The organism is Streptomyces sp. 891-h (genome assembly GCF_022760275.1).
Taxonomy (GTDB): domain Bacteria; phylum Actinomycetota; class Actinomycetes; order Streptomycetales; family Streptomycetaceae; genus Streptomyces; species Streptomyces spirodelae.
In genome coordinates this window covers 6307857-6331851 of the sequence record NZ_CP050693.1, presented here as the reverse complement: position 1 = coordinate 6331851, position 23995 = coordinate 6307857, and the positions used below count along the sequence as shown (strand labels likewise).

Sequence of the window (23995 nt, the reverse complement as noted above, 5' to 3'; positions counted from 1 at the left end):
GCTCTCACCGCACCTTGGCGAAGAACTCCCTCATGTCCGCGGCCATCGCCTCCGGCTGATCCATGGCCGCGAGCCAGGCCAGCGCTCCGGCGGGCGAATGGCCACCCGTCACCCGACGCTGGAGTACGCCACCACGCCGCGCAGCATGCCGTCGATCGCTCTGCGGGCGTTCCTCGGCACCGTACCGGCCTCCGGTGCGGCAGCCGCCAACTGGCCGAGGACATCGATGACTTGCTTGCACCAGCGCACGAAGTCGCCGGCGGGCATGTCGGCCTCGCGCAGCACCTCGTCCAGGCCGTGGCCGTCCGCCCAGCGGTAGGCGGCCCAGGCGAAGCCCAGATCCGGCTCGCGCTGGCCGACGCCCTCGGTCGCGGTGATGCGGTGCTCCTCCTCCAGCGCGTCCAGCCGCCCCCAGATCCGCACCATCTCACCGAGCGCAGCCCGCGCCCGGCCGCCCGGCAACTTGGGGGGCAGCGCCTCGTCGTTGCTGCGGGCCTCGAAGACCAGCGCCGAGACACACGCGGCCAGCTCGGCGGGCGGCAGGCCCTCCCAGACGCCCTCGCGCAGGCACTCCGAGGCGAGCAGATCCAGCTCGCCGTAGAGCCTGGCCAGCACCCGGCCGTCGTCGGTGACGTGGTCGCCCGAGAGGTAGCCGAGCTCCGAGAGCAGCGCGTAGACCCGGTCGAAGGTGCGGGCGATGGTGTTCGTCCGGCCCTCGATGCGCCGCTCCAGCTGCCGGGTGTCCCGCTTGAGCCGGTGGTAGCGCTCCGCCCAGCGGGCGTGGTCCTCACGCTCGTCACATCCGTGACAGGGGTGCTGCCGGATGGCCTTGCGCAGCTGCTCGATCTCGGGGTCGTCCGCGGCGGCCGAGCGCTGCTTGCGGTGCCGCTCGGGCGCGTAGTGGCCCGCCTTGCTGCGCAGCGCCGAGGCCAGATCGCGGCGGGACTGGGGGCTGCGCGCGTTGAACGACTTGGGGACGCGCATCCGGTCCAGCGGCTCGACCGGCACCGGGAAGTCGATCGGCCCCAGCCGCTTGACCTGCCGCTGCGCCGTCAGCACCAGCGGCCGCGGCCCTTCGTTGCCCGTCGATCCGTCGTACCCCCGGCGGGCGCCGGACCCGCGGCCGCCCGCCACACCCGGGTCCAGCACCAGCGCCAGCCCCGCGTACTTACCGGTGGGGACATGGATGACATCGCCGGGCTTGAGCCTCTCCAGCGCTGCCGCCGCCTGCGCGCGGCGCTGGTTGGCGCCCTGCTTGGCCAGCTCGTTCTCACGTTCCTTGAGCTGTCTGCGCAGCCTCGCGTACTCCTCGAAGTCCCCCAGGTGGCAGGTCATGGAGGCGCGGTAGCCCGCCATGCCCTCCTCGTTCTTCTGCACCTGCCGGGAGATGCCCACCACCGAGCGGTCGGCCTGGAACTGCGCGAAGGACGTCTCCAGCAGCTCGCGCGAGCGGTGCCTGCCGAACTGCGAGACGAGGTTGACCGCCATGTTGTACGACGGCTTGAACGAGGAGCGCAGCGGATAGGTGCGCGCACCGGCCAGGCCCGCGAGCGCGCCCGGGTCCATACCGCGCTGCCACAGCACCACGGCATGGCCCTCGATGTCGATGCCGCGCCGCCCCGCGCGCCCGGTGAGCTGGGTGAACTCGCCCGGGGTGATGTCGGCGTGCTGTTCGCCGTTCCATTTGACGAGCTTCTCCAGCACTACCGAGCGAGCCGGCATGTTGATACCGAGAGCCAGCGTCTCGGTGGCGAAGACGGCCTTGACCAGACCGCGCACGAACAGCTCTTCGACCACCTCCTTGAAGGTGGGCAGCATGCCCGCGTGGTGCGCCGCGATCCCCCGCTCCAGCCCCTCCAGCCACTCGAAGTAGCCCAGGACGTGCAGATCCTTGTCGGGGATGTCGGCGGTGCGCTCCTCGACGATCTCCCGGACCCGGGCCCGGGCAGCGTTGTCGTTGAGCCGCAGGCCCGAGTAGAGGCACTGCTGGACGGCGGCCTCGCAGCCCGCTCGGCTGAAGATGAACGTGATGGCCGGGAGCAGCCCCTCCGAGTCCAGCCGGTCGATCACCTCGGGACGGCTCGGTGTCCAGATCCGGGCGCGCTGGCGGCGCTCCCGCTCACGGTCGGCCTCCCGCTGGGGGCGGCCCCGGCGCCGGTCGCGCCCGTTGCCGACCCGGCTGTTCTCCATCCGGGCCATCCGCACCAGGTCGGGGTTGACCTCGCGCTTGTCGCGGGACTCCTCGAACAGGTCGTACATCCGCCGGCCGGCCAGCACGTGCTGCCACAGCGGCACCGGACGGTCCTCGGAGACGATCACCTGGGTGTCGCCTCGCACGGTGTCCAGCCAGTCGCCGAACTCCTCGGCGTTGGAGACGGTGGCCGAGAGCGAGACGATGGTGACCGACTCGGGAAGGTGGATGATCACCTCTTCCCATACGGCGCCCCGGAACCGGTCCGAGAGGTAGTGGACCTCGTCCATGACGACATAGCCCAGGCCGAGCAGCGACTTCGAGCCCGCGTAGAGCATGTTCCGCAGCACCTCGGTCGTCATCACGACGATGGGCGCCTCGGAGTTGACGCTGTTGTCGCCGGTCAGCAGGCCGACCTTGGCGGGGCCGTACCGCTTGACCAGATCGCTGAACTTCTGGTTCGACAGCGCCTTGATGGGCGTCGTGTAGAAGCACTTGCGGCCCTGGCTGAGGGCCAGGTGGACGGCGAACTCGCCCACGATGGTCTTTCCGGAGCCGGTCGGCGCCGCGACCAGCACACCCTTTCCTGCTTCGAGGGCTTGGCACGCCTCGATCTGGAAGGGATCCAGATCGAAGTCGTACAGGTCTCGGAAGGGCGCGAGAGCGGTGGCCTCATCGGCGGCACGCCTGCGCGCCGCCGCGTACCGCTCCGCGGGGGACAGATCCTCGGTCATCGTGTCTACGAGCGTACCGGTCACCGCCGACAGAACTCACGATCTTTACCCGACCATGAGGCGAACCCCGTGGTCAGAGCCGCTCACAGCGGCGAGCGGCAGGCCGCGGCCGCGCCTGGCTCCTGCCGGGCTCGTGCCGGGCCCCTGCCCGGGTTCACGCCGGGGCCGACGGCGCGGTCCGGCCGGCTCAGGTGGCGTCGTCGTAGCCGTTCGGCCGCTGCGGGCCGCCCGAGCCGCCGTCCGGCGAGCCGCCCTCGGTGTCGGGGCGCGGGCCCGGCACGGACTCGGCGGCGCCCACCGCCTCCGGGGTGTGGTCGAGCGGCGACGCCTCGTCGTCGTCCAGCCCGGCGTAGGGATTGCTGCGGCTGCGGCGGCGGTCGTTGAACAGGCTGATGCCCACGGCGGCGAAGTAGAGCAGCACGATGGGGGCCGCGAGCGCGCACATCGTCAGCGGGTCACCGGTGGGGGTCGCGACGGCGGCGAAGACGGTGATGCCGATGACCATCCCGCGCCACCAGCCCAGCAGCCGCTTGCCCGTCAGCACGCCGCCGAAGTTGAGGAGCACGAGCAGCAGCGGCAGCTCGAAGGCGAGGCCGAAGACGATCACCAGTCGGGTGACGATGTCGAGGAAGTCGTCCAGCGGAATGAGGTTGCCCGCACCGTCCGGGGAGAAGTCCAGCAGCGTCTTGGCGGCCTTCGGCAGCAGCACATAGGCCAGGAAGGCGCCCGCCAGGAACAGCGGGACGCCCGCCGCGACGAAGGAGCGCGCGTACCGCTTCTCATGTTTGTGCAGGCCGGGGGCGAGGAAGCCCCACAGCTGGTAGAGCCAGACCGGGGAGGCGAGGACCACGCCGGTGGTCAGCGCCACCTTCAGCATGATCGTGAACGGCGCGATCAGCCCGTTGATGGTGATCTCGGCGCAGGTCTCGCCGTCCTTGGCGGCCTCGCCGAAGCCCTTGGTGCAGCCGACCGACTCCCGCACCGGGTGCATCAGGAAGTCGGCGATCTGCTTGTAGTAGACCATCGCCACGATGGTGACGACGAGGATCGCCAGCACCGACTTCATCAAGCGGTTGCGCAACTCCCGCAGGTGGTCCGCGAGAGGCATCCGCCCCTCGGGGTCCTTCTGCTCTTTACCCTGCTTCCGGGCCGACTTGAGCAACCCTCGTCCTCAGTCTCGAAGTGTCGGATACGGCTGGCTCCGCCACTCCGCGGCAGGCCACGGAGCGGTACGGCCGGCGGAACGGCCGCTGCTGCGGCCGGGTCGCTCAGCTCTGCTTGGGCTGGTCCGCCGGCTCGGTGACGGGGCGGGACGTCGAGACGTCGCCGGGAGCCGCCTGAATCGTCTTCGGAGCGGACTGCTGCGCCTCGCCCGACTTGTCGGCCTCGGCGTCCGAGCCGCCCTCCTTCTTCATCTGCTTGGCTTCGCTCTTGAGGATGCGGGCCGACTTGCCCAGCGAACGCGCCATGTCCGGAAGCTTCTTGGCGCCGAACAGCAGCAGGATGACAAGGAGAATCAGAACGATCTCCATGGGCCTCAAACCGTTGAACATTGCCACTACCTTCTCGCCGGGGCGGCGCGTTCCGTGCCTGCCGGATGAATCGGACTGGCTCCATCTTGCTGACGTGCCGACATCGATCGTAACCCTGCGGAGTGAACACCAGGCAATCCCCGTGCATCCGCCCGATTGCGCGCTCCGCGCCCCTCGACGCGGCACCTGGCAGCCTACCGCTCCCGGAATTCCGACCGAAGACCGCCCGTACGTCGGCTATGTCTCGTTCCGCACATCGGTTATGTCTCGTCCCCGTCTTGCGCCCCGCCGGAGCCCGTCCCCCGGCCGGTCCGCGCGGCCAGCGGGACGGCCGCCCGCTCCAGGTTCTCGGCGGCCCGCGTGATCCGCTCGGAGCTGTCACCGACCGCCCGGGAGAAGCGGCGCACCTCCAGGCCCACCCGCACGGCGAGCACTCCGAGCACGGCGATCCCGCAGAAGGCGAGCGCCAGGAAGAACATCGGCCAGAGCATGAGGGCAGCCTAGTGCTGCTCCTGTTCCTGCGACGGCCATGGGGGTGCCCCTTGACGGGGCGCGTCCGCTACGCGGTTCTACGCGCCGTACGCCGCCAATGCCTTGCGTGCCGCGTCCCGTGCGCTCTCGGCGAGCTCCTGCGGCGCCGTGATGCGGCCGTCCGGGCCGAGCCGGAGCGCCAGCCTGCGCAGCGAGGCCGGGTCCGGCGTACGCAGCGTGATGCGCAGGCCACCGTCGGGCAGCTCCTCGGCGCTGTCGTGCGGGTAGTACTCGGCCACCCAGCGCCCGCCGGGGCCGACCTCGACGACCACCTCGGGGTCGGTGGCGGCCGGCTGCACCAGCCCCGCACTCAGATCCCGCGGCTCTATCGGCGGCGGGTCGGAGCGCTCGTCCAGCAGCTTGATCTCGGCCACCCGGTCCAGCCGGAAGGTGCGCCGCGCCTCCGAGAGCCGGCACCAGGCCTCGACGTAGGTGTGGCCGACGGCGAACAGCCGGATCGGGTCCACCTCGCGCTCGGTCAGCTCGTCCCTGGCAGGCGAGTAGTAGCGGATCCACAGCCTGCGGCGCTCGGCGATGGCCCGGTCGACATCGGCGAAGACGCCGCCCTCGGACTCGAAGGTGACCGACAGCCGCGAGCTGGCGCCCGCGCTCTCGCCCGCCGCTGTCTCCAGCTTCGCCACCGCGCGCTGCAGCGCGTCCCGGTCGCTCTCGCGCAGCCCCGGCAGGGTGGCCACGGCACGGGCCGCGACCAGCAGCGCCGTCGCCTCGTCGGCGGCGAGCCGCAGCGGCTGCGCCGTGTCGCTGCCCAGCGCCTCCGCGTTGCGCCACCAGATGCGCTCGCCGTCGGTGTCGATCTCCAGCAGATCGCCGCCCCGGAAGCTGGTGCCGCACATCGGCAGCACGTTCAGATCGGAGATCAGCTCGTCCGCTGAGATCCCGAAGGCGCGCGCGACCTCCTCGACCCGGGCTCCTGGCCGGTCCTTGAGATAGGTGACCAGCGAGAGCATTCTGCGCGTCTGGTCGATGGCGTTGACCGCCATGTGCCGCTCCTCCCCCTCAGCCCTGTGCCACGGCACGCAGCCGCTCGATGACGTCGGCGCGCAGTTCGGCGGGCTCCAGCACGACGACGTCCGGGCCGAACTCCACCAGCCAGGCGTCCAGACCGTGCCCGTACGGAATCTCCAACTCGTCCCACCCGTCACCGAGTTCCCTGGTGTGCAGCGCCCGTGCCCGCAGCGGATAGCCGGCGCCGGCGCGCAGCCTGATCCGCGCGGTGCTCGTGGCGCCCTCGCCGGCCCAGCGCTCCACGGTCTCGCGCACCGTCACCTGATCGGGTACCGGCACGGTGAAGGCAGCCGCGCGGGAGCGGACGGGCCCGGTGATCCGCGAGAGCCGGAAGACCCGCTCGGCCTGCCGCTCCCGGTCCCAGCCCGCCAGGTACCAGTGACCGCGCCAGCACTCCAGTGTCCAGGGCTCGACGTGCCGCTTCTCGGAGTGTGCCGCGTTGGACTTGCGGTAGTCGAAGGCCACCGGGCGGCGGTCCCGGCAGGCCAGCATCAGCGGCTCGAACGCGGCCTCGCGCGCCGGGATGTGCGGCTCCAGGGTGCTGAGCTGGCGCTCCCCGCCCTGCTCCGGGATGGCGCCGGGGGGCATACCGCCGGCCGCGTGCAGTTTCTGCAGCGCGCCGCTGGCCGCCGCGGCCAGCCGGGCCTGCTGCCAGACGCGGGCCGCCAGCCCCAGCGCGGTGGCCTCGGCGGCGTCCAGCGTGACGGGTGGGAGGCGGTTGCTGTCGCGGCGGGCGACGTAGGCGGTCTCCCCGTCGAGGTTCTCGACGGTGTCGATGACAAGGCCGAGCTCGCGCAGGTCGTCCTTGTCGCGCTCGAACATCCGGCTGAAGGACTCCTCGGTCCCGGCGGCTCCCTCGCTCCGGCCGAAGGCAGCGCCGGCGCCTCCAGGGCCGTGGACCGCTGCCTCTCCAAGGCCGTAGGCCGGATTCGCGGTCTCCCCCGAGCCGTAGGCCGCTGCCTCCCCCGAGCCGTACGCCTCGACATAGGCCTCGATCGAGGCCCGCAGCTCACGCTTGGTGAGTGGGCGGCGGGCCCCCAGCAGGCACAGCGCCAGATTCATCAGCCGCTCGGCCTTGGCAATCGCCATGGGTTCCCTCGTGCCCTCTCTCATGCTGTTCTGGGCCCTCGACCGTACCGTCGGCGCGGCGAGAGGCAAAAGCCGGGAGCCCCGCGGTAGGCGGGGCTCCCGTTCGGTGTGATATGCGGCCGTCAGACCGCGACGAGGTCGCAGACGAAGATCAGCGTCTCGTTGGGCTTGATCCGGCCGCCGCCCGCGCCGTGCTCCCCGTAGGCGAGGTGCGGCGGGATGGTCAGCCGGCGCCGGCCGCCGACCTTCATGCCCTGGACGCCCTTGTCCCAGCCCTCGATGACCTGGCCGGCGCCGAGCTGGAACTGGAGCGGCTTGCCGCGGTTCCAGCTCGCGTCGAACTCCTCACCGGTGGAGAAGGAGACGCCCACGTAGTGCACGGAGACATTGTCCCCGGCCTTGGCCTCGGCGCCTTCCCCCTCCCACAGGTCCTGGATCTCCAGGTCGGACGGCGGCTCGCCGTCGGGGAAGTCGACCTCGGGCTTGTCGATGCTCACGAAATTGCTCCTACGAACGTATCTGCGGGACAACCGCGCCAGTCTGCCACGGACGCGGTCACTTCACGTCGAGCACGTCCACCGAGAAGACGACCCCGTCCTTGAACTGCTTCCGCTGCTGCTTGGGGAACTCGCTCTGCGGTACCGAGATCACCACACGGCTGCCGGCCTTGACCCCCTTCAGCCCTTCCTTCCAGCCGGGGATCTGGGCGACGGGGATGTCCTGCGGCGCCCCGTTCTGCGCCCAGGTGTCGTCCAACTGCTTGCCGCCCTTCCACGTCTTGGCGGTGAAGTGCGTCAGGATGGTGCTGTCCGCTTCGACCTTCTTCTTGCCCTCGCCCTGCACGATGGTCTCGCTGATCAGCTTGTCGGGCGCCGTCTCCTTGCCCTTGGGCATCTGCATCGACGGGGCCTTGTCCTTCTCGACCTTGGTGCTCACCTCGGGCAGCTGCGGGTTCTGCGGCTTGTCCACCGGCTTGCCGTCGATCTTGCTCGGGGCGATCTTCTCCAGGTCCACCACGAAGACCAGCGTGGAGTTGCCGGGAATCGTCGGCGGCTGCCCCTTCTTGCCGTATCCCTTGTCCGGCGGAGCGACGATCTCGATCCGGCTGCCGGTCTTCTTGCCGACCAGCGCCTCGTCCCAGCCCTTGATGACCTTTCCGGTGCCGATCTGGAAGGTCGCCGGCATCTTCCGCTTCCAGCTGCTGTCGAACTCCTTGCCGTTCCACAGCTGACCCACGTACTGGGCGCTGACCGCGTCGCCCTTGCGCACCTTCTGCCCGTTGCCGCTCTTGAGCACCTTGGTCTTGAGCTCGGAGGGCGGGTCCCCCTCGCCCTTCTCGATCTTGGGCTTCTTGCCCCAGGAGCCGCTCACCGCCGGTGGGGCACCCTTCCCGTCGTCACTGCCGCAGCCCGCCGCCGAGACGGCCAGCAGCGGCACGGTCAGCAGGGCTGCGATACGGCGCGCACTGTTCCTGCGCGGCGTCCGAAGGGCTCGGGGGGTGCGGGGGGACGAGCCCCCGGAGAAATACAACATGTGTCCCACTCGCGGGTATAGGGATGGTCCTGCAGTCCTGACAGCCTACGACCCGGCAACGAGAGGCCCGTCGCGCACGACACGGAAGCCGCCCGGCGCCGGTCAACTCACGCTGACGCAAGCTGCGGAGGGCGCCCCGGAAGCCCGGGCCGCCCTCCGCACAGCATCCATGACGCGACCTCAGCGCGTCTGTAGGACCGTCACATCCCCGCGATCAGTTTCTCCACCCTCTCGTCCACCGAGCGGAACGGGTCCTTGCACAGCACCGTGCGCTGCGCCTGGTCGTTCAGCTTGAGGTGCACCCAGTCGACGGTGAAGTCCCGGCGCTGCTCCTGCGCGCGGCGGATGAAGTCGCCGCGCAGCCGGGCCCGGGTCGTCTGCGGCGGCACCGACTTGCCCTCGAAAATCTTCACGTCGTTGCAGATCCGGGCAGCCTTGCCGCTGCGCTCCAGGAGGTAGTAGAGGCCCCGGCGGCGGTGGATGTCGTGGTAGGCGAGGTCTATCTGGGCGATCCTGGGGTGCGACATCGTGATGTTGTGCTTGTTCCGGTACCGCTCGATGAGCTGGTACTTCATCACCCAGTCGATCTCGGTGTTGATCTTGTCCAGCTCCTGGGTGCGGACCGCCTCCAAGGCGCGGCCCCACAGCTCCAGGACCTGCTCGACCCGGCCGGTACGGATGCCGCGCCGGTCGCAGAAGTCCAGCGCCTTGTCGAAGTACTCCTGCTGGACCTCCAGCGCGGACGCCTCCCGTCCGCTGGCCAGCCGTACCTTGCGCTGGCCCGTGATGTCGTGGCTGACCTCGCGGATCGCCCGGATCGGGTTCTCCAGCGTGAGGTCCCGCATCACCGTGCCGGCCTCGATCATGCGCAGCACCAGGTCGGTGGCGCCGACCTTGAGCAGCATCGTCGTCTCCGACATGTTGGAGTCGCCGACGATGACGTGCAGCCTGCGGTACCGCTCAGCGTCCGCGTGCGGCTCGTCACGGGTGTTGATGATGGGGCGGGAGCGGGTCGTGGCCGAGCTGACGCCTTCCCAGATGTGCTCGGCACGCTGGCTGACGCAGTAGACGGCCCCGCGCGGGGTCTGCAGCACCTTGCCCGCGCCGCACACGAGCTGCCGCGTCACCAGGAACGGGATGAGGACGTCCGCCAGCCGGGAGAACTCCCCGTGCCGGGCCACCAGATAGTTCTCATGGCAGCCGTAGGAGTTGCCGGCCGAGTCGGTGTTGTTCTTGAAGAGGTAGACGTCGCCCGCGATGCCCTCCTCGTGCAGGCGGCGTTCCGCGTCGACCAGCAGGCCCTCGAGGATGCGCTCGCCCGACTTGTCGTGCGTGACCAGCTCGGTCACGCTGTCACACTCCGGAGTGGCGTACTCCGGATGTGAGCCCACGTCCAGATAGAGGCGCGCGCCGTTCCGCAGAAACACATTGCTGCTGCGGCCCCATGACACAACACGGCGGAAGAGGTACCGCGCCACCTCGTCGGGGGACAGCCGGCGCTGGCCCCGGAACGTACATGTGACGCCGTACTCGTTCTCCAGCCCGAAGATTCGGCGGTCCATGACTGAACAGTACGCCTACGTGGAGGATCTGAAACCGGGTTCGGGGCAGGGGTTCGGATCGGTTTCCGCACCTGGGGGACGCCCCTGGCGTTCGGTTCCGGTCTGCGGAAGGCCCGGCCGGGGCCCCTCCTCGCCGCCCGCGGGCACCGCACCGGCGGGCGCGGATCCGGCCACCGCCCCTGAAGGGGGGACCGAGCCCGCGACCACCCCGCCGTGCCCTGAGCCGTCGGGAGGCTCCAGGAAGCGGCGCGCCGCCACGATGACGGCCAGCGCCGCCAGCCCGCCGGCCCCGGCCAGGCCGAAGCCCGTCCCGGTGCCGCCCCACTCGATGACCGAGCCCACCGCGGCCGTCCCCGCAGCGGCGCCCACCCCGAACGTGGTGACCAGCCAGGAGAACGCCTCGGTCACCGTACCCGACGGAGCGTGCCGGTCCACCACGACGAAGGCGCAGGCCAGCGCCGGGGCCAGGAAGAGCCCTGAGAGGCCGCCGAGGACCACCATCACCGGGATGCCGGGCACCAGGGCCAGCGGCAGGTTTCCGGCCGCGAACAGGCCCACCAGCACCCGCAGCCGCCCCTCGTGGCTGCCCGGCCAGCCCCGCGCTCCGTAGCCGACCCCGCCCACCAGCGCTCCCGCCCCCTGGGCCGCCAGCAGATAGGTGGAGATCAGCTTGTCGTGGTGGTCGTCGGCGTAGGAGACGGCGGCCAGCGCGAAGGTGCCCAGCGCCAGGCCCACGAAGAAGAACGAGGCCAGCAGGGTCTTCAGCCCGGACGAGCGCAGCGCGCCCAGCCAGTGCGGCTTGCGGGGCGAGGAGCGCCAGCGGCGCGACGGGGGCGAGACGACAACCGAGAGGGCGCCGAGCACCCCCAGCGCGTTGACCACGAGCAGCGCCGCGGCCTCGCTCCACCCGGCGACCAGCAGCGTCACCAGCAGCGGCCCGGCCGCGAACATCACCTCCTGGGCTACCGCGTCCAGTGCGTAGGCGCTGTGCACCTGCTCCTCGCGCCGCAGCACGCTGGGCCACAGCGCCCGCAGCCCGCCTTCCAGCGGCGGGGTGAACAGTCCGAAGACCAGCACACAGGCGTAGGCCAGCGGCAGCGAGCCGATACCCGCGAGCGCCAGCGTGGCCGCGCCTGCCGCGGAGACCACCGCGGCGGGCAGCATCACCCGCGGCTGTCCGTACAGGTCCACCAGGCGGCCGAGCATCGGCTGGCCGAACGCGGTGGCCAGCCCGTACATCGCCGAGAGGGCCCCGGCGACCGCCATGCTGCCGCCCTCGGCGCGGATGAACAGCGCAATGGCGATCGGCCCCGTGGCGTTCGGCAGTCTGCCCAGCAGGGTCCCTGCCAGCAGGCGCATCGCGTGTCTGGCCCGCAGCAGCTCGGCGTAGCCCGTCCCCATCCGCCACCCCTCTCGTTTTACGTATAACTGGACGACCATACGTACCATGCCAGGGCAGCAGCGGTGAAGGAGTTTTTCCGTGCCAGGACGACACGCACCGGCCGCCGGGGACCATGGCACCCGGTCCCGCGGCCGCTCCAGGCCCACCGGCCATGACGTGGCCGGCGCGGCGGGCGTCTCCCAGGCCACCGTCTCGCTCGTACTCGGCGGCAAATGGGAGGGCCGGGTCTCCGCGCGCACCGCCGAGGCCGTCCGCACCGCAGCCCGCGAGCTCGGCTACCGGCCCAACCTGGCTGCCCGCACCCTGCGGCTCGGCCGCACCCGCACGGCACTGCTGGTCGTGCCCGCGCTCACCAACGACTTCTTCGCCACCGTGCACCGGGGAGCCGCCGAGGTCGCGGGCGCGCACGACTTCGGGCTCGTCCTCTACCCCTCACCCGAAGGCATCGACGCGGCCCCCGACCCGTTCGCCTCGGCACGTACCGCGCTCGACGGCGTCATCGCCTCCTCGATGGCCCCGGAAGCCCTCACGGCGCTGCGCGGCGAGGGACTGCCGCTGGTGATGCTGGACAGCGACGAGGGCGCCTGCGACGCCACCGTCAACGTCGATCTCGCCGACGGCATCCGGCAAGTCGTGGCCCACCTGCGGGACATGGGCCACCGCCGGATCGCCCATATCGCGGCCGATGTGGACTCCTGGACCTTCGAGGTGCGGGCCCGGGCGCTGGAGGAGGAGCTGCACGCCGGCGGAGCCACACTGGTGGGCGCCGCGCGCGGGCCACTGAGTGTCGCGGGGGGCCTGGAGGCGGCCACCCAGGTGCTGACGGCGGCATACGGGCCGCACGCCGCTGACACCGCCGAAGGCCCGCCGACCGCACTCATGTGCGACGACGACCTGCTGGCGGTCGGCGCGCTGAAGGCGGCGCGGCGGCTCGGGCTGCGGGTGCCGGAGGATGTGTCGGTGACCGGGATCGACGACGTCGCGCTGGCCACCGCCGTGGAGCCGGAGTTGACGACCGTACGACTGCCCGCCGAGCGGGTGGGGGCCGCGGGCATGCGGGCACTGCTGGCCGTACTGGACGGTCAGCAGGTGGAACCGGCCCGGCTGCCGGTACAGCTGGTGGTGCGGGGGTCGACCGGGCCCTCCCCGTCCGGCGGCCTCCCGCGCCCCTGACGGGGCGCGGGAAACCGGGCCGGGCCCTACTTCTCCTCGCCGCCCTCGCTCTCGTCCTCCGTGCTCTCCGGCGCCGGGGTCTCCTCCAGGAGGCGGGCCACCTGACCGGCGGGCACGCGCTTGAACTTGCGGCGCTGGGGGCGCGAACGGTCGAGCACGGCCACCTCCAACTGCTCCGCGGTCAGCGTCCGTTCACTGCCGTTGCTGTCCCGCTTGAGCGCTTCGACGGCGAGCTTGAGCGCTTCGCCCAGCGACATTCCCTCCCGGTGCCGCTGGTCCATGTAGCTGCCGATCTGGTCGGAGTTGCCACCGACGGCGACCGAGCCGTGCTCGTCCACGATCGAACCGTCGTGCGGCAGCCGGTAGATCTGGTCGTCCTCGGGGGCCGGGCCCACCTCGGCGACGATCAGCTCCACCTCATAGGGCTTCTCCGCGTTCGCCGAGAAGATGGTGCCCAGCGTCTGGGCGTAGACATTGGCCAGACCGCGCGCGGTGACGTCCTCGCGGTCGTAGGTGTAGCCGCGCAGGTCGGCGTAGCGGACACCGCCGATCCGCAGATTCTCGAACTCGTTGTACTTGCCGACCGCGGCGAAGGCGATCCGGTCGTAGATCTCGCTGACCTTGTGCAGTGCCCGAGAGGGGTTCTCGGCGACGAAAACGATGCCGTCCGCGTACTGCAACACGACCACGCTGCGCCCGCGCGCGATGCCCTTGCGGGCGTACTCGGCGCGGTCCGCCATTGCCTGCTGGGGTGACACATAGAACGGCGTCGACACCGGCTATCCGTCCCTTCCTGTCCGAATGAGTGCTCTAGGAGACGGGGGCCTGCGGCCCGTTGGGCAGCCGGAGACGGCCGTCGTACACCGTCTGCGCCAGCCCGGAGACCTCCTCCTCGCTCAGCCTGCGGTAGCCGTCCTCGGTGATCGCCACCACGACCGGGTAGATACGGCGCGTCATATCCGGGCCGCCGGTGGCCGAGTCGTCGTCCGCGGCGTCGTAGAGCGCCTGGAGGACCACCGTGGCGGCCTGCTCCTCGGTCATCTCGTCGCGGTAGAGCTTCTTGAGCGAGCCGCGCGCGAAGACCGAGCCGGAGCCGACTCCGGCGAAGCCCTGCTCCTCGGAACGGCCACCGGTCACGTCGTAGGAGAAGATGCGGCCCTTGCCGCGGTCCAGGTCGTACCCGGCGAACAGCGGCACCACGGCCAGCCCCTGCATCGCCATGCCCAGATTGCTGCGGATCATCGTGGAGAGGCGGTTCGCCTTGCCCTCCAGGGAGAGCGTGGACCCCTCCACCTTCTCGAAGTGCTCCAGCTCGAGCTGGAACAGCTTCACCATCTCCACCGCCAGGCCCGCGGTGCCCGCGATCCCCACGGCGGAGTGCTCGTCGGCGGGAAAGACCTTCTCGATGTCCCGCTGCGCGATGACATTGCCCATCGTCGCCCGCCTGTCCCCGGCGAGCACCACGCCGCCGGCGAAGGTCGCGGCCACGATCGTGGTCCCGTGCGGCGCCTGCACGGCACCCTCCACGGGGGGCAGCGGCCGATTGCCCGGCAGCTGCTCGGGGGCGTGAGCTGACAGAAAATCCATGAAGGAGGACGATCCCGGCGTCAGGAAGGCAGCCGGTAGACGCCCGGTGCTACCAATTTCGGCTTCCACACGTTTCCTTCCACGTAGGCAATAGCCCGGCGCATGGCATTGGGGTCATCCCGCAACTTGCCAATTGCCGAGTTGCAGTTGAAGCACAGTACGCCTCGAACCTTACCCGTAGCATGATCGTGATCAACGTGCTCGGGGTCCGGCTTCAGGCAGATGGGACAGATCCCGAACTGTCCGTCGACCAGCTTTTGCCGCTCCTCGACAGTCATGCCGTACTGGCGCTTGAGATGCCCCGCCCGCCCCTGCAAAGCCCGGCACGCTTTGCAGCGCGTCGAGAGGCCGTCAGAGGCCGTGGCGTTCCGGTGCCACTCGGAGTGCGGTTTGATTTTGTCGCAAACGCGGCAAAGCTTGTGGCCAGCGGGAACCAGCACCTTTTCCCGCACCTTCTTCCCCATGGCCTCACGGCGCCGCCGATAGTGCGTGGCGGAATATTCCGCCACGCACTTCCGGCAATACGGCTGGAGCCCGTCACGGCGTTTCCGATTCGCAGTAAAGGACGCCAGCGGAAGCATCCTGTCACATTTGCGACAGTGCTTCTTGCTGAACGAAACGGACATTACTCACTGTCCACCCTTTTGCACGAAACTCCGAACGAAGTCCTCCGCATTTTCCTCGAGCACGTCGTCGATCTCGTCCAGCACCGAGTCCACGTCGTCCGAGAGCGCCTCCTGGCGCTCCTTGAGGTCCTCGGAGACCTGCGCGTCCTCGGTCTGCTCCTCGGTCTCCTCGGTGTGGCGCGTGGACTTCTGCTGTCCGCCGCCGGTGTCCTTGGTCGCCATTTCCCTCACCCCGCTCGGTTCGGTGGTGTACGCGGAACGTACAAGATCAGACCCTACAAGCCGGGACTGACATCGGCTCCTTCGTTGTTACAACGTCCGGCAACCACCTCGATGATTCCCGGACCGGGGACCGAATAGCCGCGATTCAGCCGCCCGAAAGCACCTTCACCAGCTCTTCCGCGGTGCGGCAGCGGTCGAGCAGCTCCTTGACGTGGTTACGGGTACCCCGCAGCGGCTCCAGGGTGGGGACCCGTTGCAGAGAGTCACGGCCGGGCAGGTCGAAGATGACCGAGTCCCAGGACGCGGCCGCCACGTCGTCGGCGTACTGCTCCAAGCAGCGGCCACGGAAGTAGGCCCGGGTGTCCTCCGGAGGCTTGAAGGTGGCCTCCTTGACCTCCGCCTCGGACAGCAGCCGCTGCATGCTCCCACGGGAGACCAGCCGGTTGTAGAGGCCCTTGTCGGGGCGTACGTCCGCGTACTGGAGGTCCACCAGGTGCAGCCTGGGGGCGTCCCAGTCGAGCTGGTCGCGGCGGCGGTAGCCCTCCATCAGCTCCCGTTTGGCGACCCAGTCCAGTTCGCCGGCCAGGCTCATGGGGTCGCGCTCCAGCCGGCCCAGCACGTCCTCCCAGCGGGCCAGCACGTCCCGGGTCTGGTCGTCGGCGTCGGCGCCCCAGCGCTCCTCCACGTACTTGCGGGCCAGCTCGTAGTACTCCATCTGGAGCTGTACCGCCGTGAGGGTGCGGCCGTTGCGGAGAGTGATCAGCCGTTCGAGTGTCGGGTCGTGGGAGACCTGGTGCAGAGTGCGGACCGGCTGGTCGACGGCGAGGTCGACGGCGATGAAGCCGTCCTCGATCATGGACAGCACCAGCGAGGTGGTGCCCAGTTTGAGGTAGGTCGAGACCTCCGAGAGGTTGGCGTCCCCGATGATCACGTGGAGCCGCCGGTATTTCTCGGCGTCCGCGTGCGGCTCGTCCCTGGTGTTGATGATGGGCCGTTTGAGCGTCGTCTCCAGCCCGACCTCGACCTCGAAGTAGTCGGCCCGCTGGCTGAGCTGGAAGCCGTGCTCGCTGCCGTCCTGGCCCAGCCCCACCCGTCCGGCGCCGCACACGACCTGCCGGGAGACGAAGAAGGGCGTCAGGTGCCGCACGATGTCCGAGAAGGGGGTCTCCCGCTTCATCAGATAGTTCTCGTGCGTGCCGTAGGAGGCGCCCTTGTTGTCGGTGTTGTTCTTGTAGAGGTGGATCGGGCTGGTGCCGGGCACCTCGGCCGCGCGCTCGGCGGCCTCCGCCATGATCCGCTCGCCCGCCTTGTCCCACAGCACCGCGTCCCGGGGGTTGGTGACCTCGGGCGCGCTGTACTCGGGGTGTGCGTGATCGACGTAGAGCCGGGCTCCGTTGGTGAGGATGACGTTGGCCAGGCCGATGTCCTCGTCCGTCAGCTGGCTGGCGTCGGCCGACTCGCGTGCCAGGTCGAAGCCGCGGGCGTCCCGCAGCGGGTTCTCCTCCTCGAAGTCCCAGCGGGCGCGGCGCGCCCGGTGCATCGCCGCCGCGTAGGCGTTGACGACCTGGGACGAGGTGAGCATGGCATTGGCGTTGGGGTGACCGGGCACGGAGATGCCGTACTCGGTCTCGATGCCCATTACGCGCCGTACGGTCACGCTTCCCTCCTTGCCTGACGGCGGCCCGCCGGTGGACCACCGTCCAAGTCCCGCTGCGCATCCGTCCCGTGTGCGGCCCCCTCCTGCGCACTGCGCTTCGCGGCGGTAGGGAAGAGCCTATGCCGCACGCACTGGAGTGGGGAGATCACTCTGCGGACTTCCTTGGTGCTCCGGGAAACAATCCGGCTGCGGGTGCCCCGCCCGGGGTCCCGCAGCCGGACTCGATCCTCGTTACAGGTACTGACCCGTGTTGGCGACGGTGTCGATGGAGCGGCCGGTGTCCGCACCCTGCTTTCCGGTGACGAGGGTGCGGATGTATACGATCCGCTCGCCCTTCTTGCCGGAGATGCGGGCCCAGTCGTCCGGGTTGGTGGTGTTGGGCAGGTCCTCGTTCTCCTTGAACTCGTCCACACAGGCCGACAGGAGATGGGAGACGCGCAGACCCTTCTGGTTGTGGTCCAGGTACGCCTTGATGGCCATCTTCTTGGCCCGGCCGACGATGTTCTCGATCATGGCGCCGGAGTTGAAGTCCTTGAAGTAGAGGACTTCCTTGTCCCCGTTGGCGTAGGTCACCTCGAGGAAGCGGTTCTCCTCCGACTCCGCGTACATCTGCTCGACGACCGACTGGATCATGGCGTCGCAGGCGGCCTCCACATTGCCGCCGTGCTCCGCGACGTCGTCCGCGTGGAGCGGCAGGTTCGGCGTGAGGTACTTGGAGAAGATGTCCTTGGCGGCCTCGGCGTCCGGACGCTCGATCTTGATCTTCACGTCCAGCCGGCCGGGGCGCAGGATCGCCGGGTCGATCATGTCCTCGCGGTTCGAGGCACCGATGACGATGACGTTCTCCAGGCCCTCCACACCGTCGATCTCGGAGAGCAGCTGCGGGACGATGGTGTTCTCCACGTCCGAGCTTACGCCCGAGCCGCGGGTGCGGAAGAGGGAGTCCATCTCGTCGAAGAAGACGATCACGGGCGTGCCCTCACTGGCCTTCTCCCGGGCCCGCTGGAAGACGAGCCGGATGTGGCGCTCGGTCTCACCCACGTACTTGTTGAGCAGCTCGGGGCCCTTGATGTTGAGGAAGTAGCTCTTCCCCTGCGGCTTGCCGGTCACCTCGGCGACCTTCTTGGCCAGCGAGTTGGCCACCGCCTTGGCGATCAGTGTCTTGCCGCAGCCGGGCGGGCCGTAGAGCAGGACACCCTTGGGCGGGCGCAGTTCGTGCTCCCGGAAGAGGTCCGGGTACAGGTACGGGAGCTCGACGGCGTCTCTGATCTGCTCGATCTGTCCGCCGAGGCCGCCGATCTTGGTGTAGTCGATGTCGGGGACCTCTTCGAGGACCAGTTCCTCGACCTCGCTCTTGGGCACGACCTCGAAGACGTAGCCGGAGCGGCTCTCCAGCAGCAGGGCGTCCCCGGCCCGCAGCGTGGTGCCCAGCAGCGGCTCGGCGAGGCGTACGACGCGCTCCTCGTCGGTGTGGCCGACGACCAGCGCTCGCTCTCCGTCGTCGAGTACTTCCTTGAGGGTGACGATGTCACCCGCGCGCTCGAACTCCATGGCCTCGACCACGTTGAGCGCTTCGTTCAGCATGACCTCCTGGCCGCGCTGGAGCGACTGCAGGTCGACATTGGGGCTCACGTTCACCCGCAGCTTGCGGCCGCCGGTGAAGATGTCGGCCGTGTCGTCCTCGTTGGCCTGCAGGAAGACGCCGAAGCCGGCCGGCGGCTGGGCGAGCCTGTCGACCTCTTCCTTGAGGGCCACGATCTGGTCACGCGCCTCGCGGAGCGTGTTGGAGAGCCGCTCGTTCTGGGCGGACACACCGGCCAGGTTGGTCTGCAGCTCGACGATCCGCTCCTCGAGAATACGAGTGTGCCGCGGAGAGTCGGCGAGCTTGCGGCGCAGGACGGCGATTTCCTGCTCAAGGTAGGCAATCTGGCCGGACGGGTCTTCGGAACCCCGACCGGGCCGGATGCCGCGGTTGGTGTCGTCGTCGTGGGCTGCCACGGTCCTCACCTCCTCCAGGGGGAGCTGGACGCTTCGACCCTACCTGGGCCGGTGCGGGTTGAAACCCCTAGATCACAAAGACGGTCGGGGTGTGTCCGATCTTCACCCTTGCGCACTCCCTCAGGACTGGGAATACCCACCCACAACCATCTGAAAGCGACGGGTATGTGACCGGTTGCGGTGCCGAGGCGTTCAACACCCTTCAAGGGCCGCACTATTTCGGCCCGAGCGGGGCCCGAGGCAGCGGCTCCCGCCGGGCGGCCGGAGGGCGGCCGTCGCCACCCGTCAGACGCTGACGCCACCGCCCGCCACCGGCCCTGGACGGAGGGCGAACTTCCCCTGGCTCCACTCCCACTTGACCGTGCGTCGCTTGTCGGGGCAGCAGCGCGGCACATCAGCCGAGGAGTAGCCGAGGAGGGTGGCGGAGATGGTGGTGCCCCGCACGGCGAGGTCGTCGACCGACATCCCCTCGCGCTGCTCGACGAGGGTGGCGCCGATCCGCGGCTGCCCGGGCGCTCCGGTGAGCACGAAGACCGCACTGGGCGGGGTCCCCCCGCGCGCCTGGCAGCGGACGACAGCGACGGTCTCCTGCGCGCCGTCGCCGTCGAAGTCGGCGGCGGCCTTGTCGAGTACGTCGACCCCCGCTTCGGCGGGCCCGCAGTCCAGCGGGTAGCGGGCGCGCTCCGGGTCGGGGGCCCGGCCGGGGGCGGTGGCGGGGGTGGCGGTCGCGGGCTGGAGGAGGGCCGTACCGCCGAGCACGGCGGCGAGGGCTGCTGCGGTGGCGAGCCAGTGGAGGGCGCGGCTACGGGTGTGCGGCAGTTCCGTCACGCGGGGTGACTCCTGTGCGGGACGAGGCGGAAGCGGAGCGCTTCGCATCGTGCCACAGGTCACACTGGCGCGGAACGGCGGCCCCCTCTTGTGAGGGGCCGCCCCGCCTCAACCACGCTGCCCCGCGCCCGGGTTCGGGGCGTGCAAGGGCGCGGACCCGCGCAGGGGATGCGCGGGGGAGAAGGGCGCCCCCTCCCCGGGACAGTCCTACGCCCGGCCCCCGCCGGACTGGCTGCCCGGACCCGTGTAGTCCTCCCCGTACGCGCCCTTCGCCGGGCGCCGTCGGCGCAGCGGCGGCTCGACACCGTCGGCCAGCCGGCGTGCGGTGAGCAGGAAACCGGTGTGTCCGATCATGCGATGGTCGGGGCGGACGGCGAGGCCCTCGATGTGCCAGTTGCGCACCATCGTCTCCCAGGCCTGCGGCTCGTTGAACGTCCCGAACTCGCGGATGGACTCGACCATGCGCGCCATCTGCGTGGTGGTGGCCACATAGGCGCACAGGATGCCGCCGGGCACCAGGGCCTTGGAGACGGCCTCCAGGCACTCCCAGGGGGCGAGCATGTCGAGGATGACGCGGTCCACGTCGGTGTCGCTGAGGTTGTCCTGGAGGTCACCGACGGTGAGCGTCCAGGCCGGGTGCGGGCTGCCGAAGTAGCGCTCCACGTTCTGCCGGGCGATGTCGGCGAAGTCGGCACGGCGCTCGTAGGAGTGCAGCATGCCCTGGTCGCCGATGGCGCGGAGCAGGAAGGTGCTCAGCGAGCCGGAGCCGACCCCCGCCTCGACGACGCGTGCGCCGGGGAAGATGTCGGCCATGGCGAGCACCTGGCCGGCGTCCTTGGGGTAGACGACGGCGGCTCCCCGCGGCATGGACAGGACATAGTCGGGGAGCAGTGGACGCAGCGCGAGGTAGGCGACGTTTCCGGTGGTACGGACGACACTCCCCTCGGGCGCACCGATCAGCTCGTCGTGGGGGAAGGCTCCCTTGTGGGTGTGGAAGCTCTTTCCCTCTTCGAGGGTGATCGTGTAGTGGCGTCCCTTGGGGTCGGTGAGCTGGACCTGGTCCCCGACCTTGAAGGGCCCGCGACGGCGGGCGGCACCGGTCGGTTCGGACATACGCACAGCCTAGCCGGTCCGCGGGGCACGGCCGCGCGGAGGGTTGCGGGCGCGGGGCAGGCGGGCCCGCCGGGTCAGCCGGAGGGCTTGGTGCCGCCCTGGTCCGGACGCTTGGACATGGCCTCGACGAACGCGCGCTCGACATCGGCGGTGGACAGCACCCCGTAGATCTCGCCGGTCTCCTCCACCACCAGGTACTCGGTGGCCGGAGTGGCCCGCAGCCACTCCAGCAGGTCCTCCCCCGCCAGCTCGGCGGGCACCCGCATGCCGTCCTTCAGCTCCTGCGCCAGGGTGCTGACCGCGACCCAGGGGCGCCGGTGCTCGGGCACGGAGGCGATGGCGGCCTCCCGGACCAGCGAGAGCGGGTCGCCCCTGCCGTCGACGACGACCAGCCCGCGGGCGCCCGCCGCGTTGGCCCGGCGCAGCGCCTCGGAGAGGGGGGTGTCCGTCTCCACGGGGACGGCGCGCCGGGTCAGCGTACGGGCTCGCAGCTGCGGGAGGCGTTCGCGCAGCCGGGCCATCCGCAGGCTGTTGCCCGCCCCCGTCCAGATGATCGCGGCGAGGATCGCGGCGAGCAGCGCGTCGGTGAGGGAGTCCGTGCCGCTGACGCGGTCCCGCGCCAAGCCGCCCGCGTGGGTGGCAAGCGGGAGGCCGATCAGCACGGTGACGGCCAGCGCCCGGCCGATCCAGGCGGCCGCGACGGTGCCGGTCATCGGCTTGCCGCTGATCTTCCAGATGATGGCGCGCAGCATCCGGCCGCCGTCCAGCGGGAGGCCGGGCAGCAGGTTGAAGGCGGCGACGAGGAGGTTGGAGAGCATCAGCCCGGCCAGCAGTACGCCGGGGACGCTGCGGGGCTCCACCGTGCGCATCGCCCCGTAGAAGACGCCGGCCAGGGCCAGGGAGAGCAGCGGGCCGACGAAGGCGAGGACGAATTCGCGGCCGGGGGTCTCCGACTCCTTCTCGATCTCCGAGACACCGCCGAAGAACTGGAGCTGGATACGGCGCACCGGCAGCTTGAAGCGGAGCGCGGCGACCGTGTGCGCGAGTTCGTGGACGAGCACGGAGGCGTAGAAGGCGACGGCGAAGAAAAGCGCGATCAGATAGCGGACGGCACCCAGCTGGGGCAGTACGCGGTCGAGCTGGCCGCCGAAGACCCAGGTGATCAGGATGGCGACCAGGAACCAGGAGGGTGCCACATAGACGGGCACCCCGAAGGGACGGCCCATCAGGATGCCGCCGCCGGGCGGCGCGGGACGCACTGGCTTGCGGGGGAGGGGCTGGCGGCGCCGCTGGGGCTCCTCGGGGCCCGGGGCGCTCCCCTGGCCGGAGCCGCCGGACCGCGGCCTCCCGTCGTTGTCCTCGTCCGCCACGGGTTCCCCTCTGCTGCTTCCCTCGCGCCCCGCCGCGCCGCGCGGCTGCCGGTCGTCTTCACGTTGGCGATCATCCGGTGCGAGGGGGTCTGCCGTCGATGGTAAGTGTCCGCTGTCAGTGGTGGGCCGTAGGGTCTTACCCCATGAGTACCAGCGCGGCCACACCGCCGACCTCGCTGTCGCCCTCCAGGGCAGGGGACTTCATGCAGTGCCCGCTGCTCTACCGCTTCCGGGTGATCGACAAACTGCCGGAGAAGCCTTCGGCAGCCGCCACCCGGGGGACGGTGGTGCATGCGGTGCTTGAAAGGCTGTTCGACGCCCCGGCGCAGGAGCGCGACGCGCGGCGGGCGCGGGCCATGGTCGCCGGGGAGTGGGAGCGGCTGCTGGCCAAGCGCCCGGAGCTGGCCGAGCTGTTCGCCCAGGACACCTCCGACGGTGCCCAGTTGGCGCAGTGGCTCGCGGAGGCCGAGGCGCTGGTCGAGCGGTGGTTCACGCTGGAGGACCCCACCCGATTGGAGCCGGCGGAGCGGGAGCTGTTCGTGGAGGCGCGGCTGGATTCGGGGCTGCGGCTGCGCGGGATCATCGACCGGGTCGATGTGGCGCCCACCGGCGAGGTGCGGATCGTCGACTACAAGACCGGCAAGGCGCCCCGGCCGGAGTACACCGACGGCCCGCTGTTCCAGATGAAGTTCTACGCGCTGGTGCTGTGGCGGCTGCGCGGTGTGGTGCCCCGGCGCCTGCAGCTCGTCTTCCTGGGCAGCGGCGACGTGCTCACCTACGACCCGGACGAGCGCGATCTGCGGTCCACCGAGCGCAAGCTGCTGGCCCTGTGGGACGCGATCACGCGGGCGACGGAGACGGGCGACTGGCGCCCCAGGCCGAGCAAGCTGTGCGGCTGGTGCGACCACCAGGCCCACTGTCCGGAGTTCGGCGGCACTCCCCCGCCGTATCCGCTGATGATCCAGCCACGGCTTCCCGAACCCCGGGAGCCGGACCGGGCCCCGAGCCCGGCGGAGTCGGCCTCCGACTCGGCCTCGGACTCCGAAGGGGCAGCGGGCCACAGCCTCGGGGGCTGAGTGAGAATAGGGCGACCGCTGCCGTCCCCTTGAGGAGTTCCCGTGGCAATCCGCGTTCTGCTGGTCGACGACCAGCCGCTGCTGCGCACCGGCTTCCGGATGATTCTGGAGGCCGAGCAGGACATAGCGGTGGTCGGTGAGGCGGGGGACGGCCTGCAGGCGCTCGACCAGGTGCGCGCCCTGCAGCCGGACGTGGTCCTGATGGACATCCGGATGCCCCGGATGGACGGGGTCGAGGCCACCCGCCGGATCACCGGGCCCGCCAAGGACGGCCCCGCGAAGGTCCTGGTGCTGACCACCTTCGACCTGGACGAGTACGTGGTCGAGGCGCTGCGCGCCGGGGCCAGCGGCTTCCTGCTCAAGGACGCGCCCGCCGGCGAGCTGGTGCAGGCCATCCGGGTGGTGGCCGCGGGCGAGGCCATGCTGGCGCCGAGCATCACCCGCCGCCTGCTGGACAAGTACGCGGGCAAGCTGCCCTCGGGCGAGGAGCCGGTGCCGGACACGCTGCATCAGCTGACCGAGCGTGAGGTCGAGGTGCTCAAGCTGGTGGCGCGCGGGCTGTCGAACGCGGAGATCGCGGCCGACCTCTTCGTGAGCGAGACGACCGTCAAGACGCACGTCGGCCATGTGCTGACGAAGCTGGGGCTGCGCGACCGGGTGCAGGCGGCGGTGTACGCGTACGAGAGCGGACTGGTGCGGCCCGGTTCGTCCTGAGCCGGCGGCCGGACGTGCGGGTTGCGGCCCC

At 70.4% G+C, this 23995-nt stretch carries 22 protein-coding genes; 3 read left to right on the top strand and 19 right to left on the bottom strand.

The annotated features are described in order from the left end of the window. Nucleotides 1-108: 108 nt before the first annotated feature. The 10 genes from HC362_RS27850 to HC362_RS27805 form a co-directional block, all read right to left on the bottom strand. On the bottom strand, nucleotides 109-2925 hold the full coding sequence (locus HC362_RS27850) for a DEAD/DEAH box helicase (protein ID WP_243086882.1): 2817 nt from the start codon (nucleotides 2923-2925) through the stop codon (nucleotides 109-111). 187 nt (nucleotides 2926-3112) lie between these two features. Further along, nucleotides 3113-4087, bottom strand: a complete 975-nt coding sequence (gene tatC / locus HC362_RS27845; protein WP_243086880.1) for a twin-arginine translocase subunit TatC — start codon at nucleotides 4085-4087, stop codon at nucleotides 3113-3115. A gap of 106 nt (nucleotides 4088-4193) precedes the next feature. Continuing rightward, nucleotides 4194-4478 (bottom strand): Sec-independent protein translocase subunit TatA, encoded by a 285-nt coding sequence (tatA, locus tag HC362_RS27840; protein ID WP_243086879.1) that lies wholly within the window; start codon nucleotides 4476-4478, stop codon nucleotides 4194-4196. A gap of 239 nt (nucleotides 4479-4717) precedes the next feature. Beyond that, on the bottom strand, nucleotides 4718-4948 hold the full coding sequence (locus HC362_RS27835) for a hypothetical protein (RefSeq protein WP_243086878.1): 231 nt from the start codon (nucleotides 4946-4948) through the stop codon (nucleotides 4718-4720). Between the two features lie 78 nt (nucleotides 4949-5026). Then, on the bottom strand, nucleotides 5027-5989 hold the full coding sequence (locus tag HC362_RS27830; protein WP_209264507.1) for a WYL domain-containing protein: 963 nt from the start codon (nucleotides 5987-5989) through the stop codon (nucleotides 5027-5029). Between the two features lie 16 nt (nucleotides 5990-6005). Beyond that, nucleotides 6006-7103, bottom strand: coding sequence for a WYL domain-containing protein (locus HC362_RS27825; RefSeq protein WP_243086877.1), 1098 nt, complete (start codon nucleotides 7101-7103; stop codon nucleotides 6006-6008). 122 nt (nucleotides 7104-7225) lie between these two features. After that, entirely contained in the window at nucleotides 7226-7600 is a 375-nt protein-coding gene (locus HC362_RS27820; protein ID WP_243086876.1) for an FKBP-type peptidyl-prolyl cis-trans isomerase, read from the bottom strand. 58 nt (nucleotides 7601-7658) lie between these two features. After that, nucleotides 7659-8636: an FKBP-type peptidyl-prolyl cis-trans isomerase gene (locus tag HC362_RS27815; RefSeq protein ID WP_243086874.1), complete on the bottom strand. Its 978-nt coding sequence runs from the start codon at nucleotides 8634-8636 to the stop codon at nucleotides 7659-7661. A gap of 200 nt (nucleotides 8637-8836) precedes the next feature. Continuing rightward, entirely contained in the window at nucleotides 8837-10198 is a 1362-nt protein-coding gene (pafA, locus tag HC362_RS27810) for a Pup--protein ligase (RefSeq protein ID WP_027737208.1), read from the bottom strand. 15 nt (nucleotides 10199-10213) lie between these two features. Continuing rightward, the gene (locus HC362_RS27805; RefSeq protein ID WP_243086872.1) at nucleotides 10214-11599 is read right to left on the bottom strand and encodes an MFS transporter; all 1386 of its coding nucleotides are present in this window, start codon (nucleotides 11597-11599) and stop codon (nucleotides 10214-10216) included. Between the two features lie 79 nt (nucleotides 11600-11678). On the opposite strand from HC362_RS27805, the gene HC362_RS27800 reads away from it, so the two are divergent. Continuing rightward, a complete protein-coding gene (locus HC362_RS27800) occupies nucleotides 11679-12773 on the top strand; it encodes a LacI family DNA-binding transcriptional regulator (protein ID WP_243086870.1) in 1095 nt (364 codons plus the stop codon). 26 nt (nucleotides 12774-12799) lie between these two features. Here the strand turns inward: HC362_RS27800 and prcA are convergent, their stop codons facing one another. From prcA to HC362_RS27755, 9 genes are all read right to left on the bottom strand, one after another. Then, the gene (gene prcA / locus HC362_RS27795; RefSeq protein ID WP_209264501.1) at nucleotides 12800-13549 is read right to left on the bottom strand and encodes a proteasome subunit alpha; all 750 of its coding nucleotides are present in this window, start codon (nucleotides 13547-13549) and stop codon (nucleotides 12800-12802) included. Between the two features lie 34 nt (nucleotides 13550-13583). Further along, on the bottom strand, nucleotides 13584-14429 hold the full coding sequence (gene prcB / locus HC362_RS27790) for a proteasome subunit beta (protein WP_243086869.1): 846 nt from the start codon (nucleotides 14427-14429) through the stop codon (nucleotides 13584-13586). Then, nucleotides 14381-14869 (bottom strand): endonuclease VII domain-containing protein, encoded by a 489-nt coding sequence (locus tag HC362_RS27785; protein ID WP_347568494.1) that lies wholly within the window; start codon nucleotides 14867-14869, stop codon nucleotides 14381-14383. The genes prcB and HC362_RS27785 overlap by 49 nt, the downstream gene beginning before the upstream one ends. 120 nt (nucleotides 14870-14989) lie before the next feature. Continuing rightward, complete coding sequence (locus tag HC362_RS27780; protein ID WP_243086866.1) at nucleotides 14990-15208, bottom strand: ubiquitin-like protein Pup; 219 nt, start codon at nucleotides 15206-15208, stop codon at nucleotides 14990-14992. A gap of 145 nt (nucleotides 15209-15353) precedes the next feature. Next, nucleotides 15354-16865 (bottom strand): depupylase/deamidase Dop, encoded by a 1512-nt coding sequence (dop, locus tag HC362_RS27775; RefSeq protein ID WP_279240144.1) that lies wholly within the window; start codon nucleotides 16863-16865, stop codon nucleotides 15354-15356. A 231-nt stretch (nucleotides 16866-17096) separates the two neighbouring features. Beyond that, complete coding sequence (arc, locus tag HC362_RS27770) at nucleotides 17097-18863, bottom strand: proteasome ATPase (RefSeq protein ID WP_209264498.1); 1767 nt, start codon at nucleotides 18861-18863, stop codon at nucleotides 17097-17099. A 285-nt stretch (nucleotides 18864-19148) separates the two neighbouring features. Beyond that, nucleotides 19149-19691 carry a hypothetical protein gene (locus tag HC362_RS27765; RefSeq protein ID WP_243086864.1) on the bottom strand — a complete coding sequence of 181 codons (543 nt, stop codon included), beginning with the start codon at nucleotides 19689-19691 and terminating at the stop codon, nucleotides 19149-19151. 207 nt (nucleotides 19692-19898) lie between these two features. Further along, nucleotides 19899-20804: a tRNA (adenine-N1)-methyltransferase gene (locus HC362_RS27760; RefSeq protein ID WP_209264496.1), complete on the bottom strand. Its 906-nt coding sequence runs from the start codon at nucleotides 20802-20804 to the stop codon at nucleotides 19899-19901. A 74-nt stretch (nucleotides 20805-20878) separates the two neighbouring features. Beyond that, nucleotides 20879-22174 (bottom strand): site-2 protease family protein, encoded by a 1296-nt coding sequence (locus HC362_RS27755; protein ID WP_243086863.1) that lies wholly within the window; start codon nucleotides 22172-22174, stop codon nucleotides 20879-20881. Nucleotides 22175-22317: 143 nt separating this feature from the next. Here HC362_RS27755 and HC362_RS27750 point away from each other — a divergent pair, with 143 nt between their 5' ends. Then, complete coding sequence (locus tag HC362_RS27750) at nucleotides 22318-23250, top strand: RecB family exonuclease (RefSeq protein ID WP_243086861.1); 933 nt, start codon at nucleotides 22318-22320, stop codon at nucleotides 23248-23250. 42 nt (nucleotides 23251-23292) lie between these two features. After that, complete coding sequence (locus tag HC362_RS27745) at nucleotides 23293-23964, top strand: response regulator transcription factor (RefSeq protein WP_209264493.1); 672 nt, start codon at nucleotides 23293-23295, stop codon at nucleotides 23962-23964. Nucleotides 23965-23995: the final 31 nt, after the last annotated feature.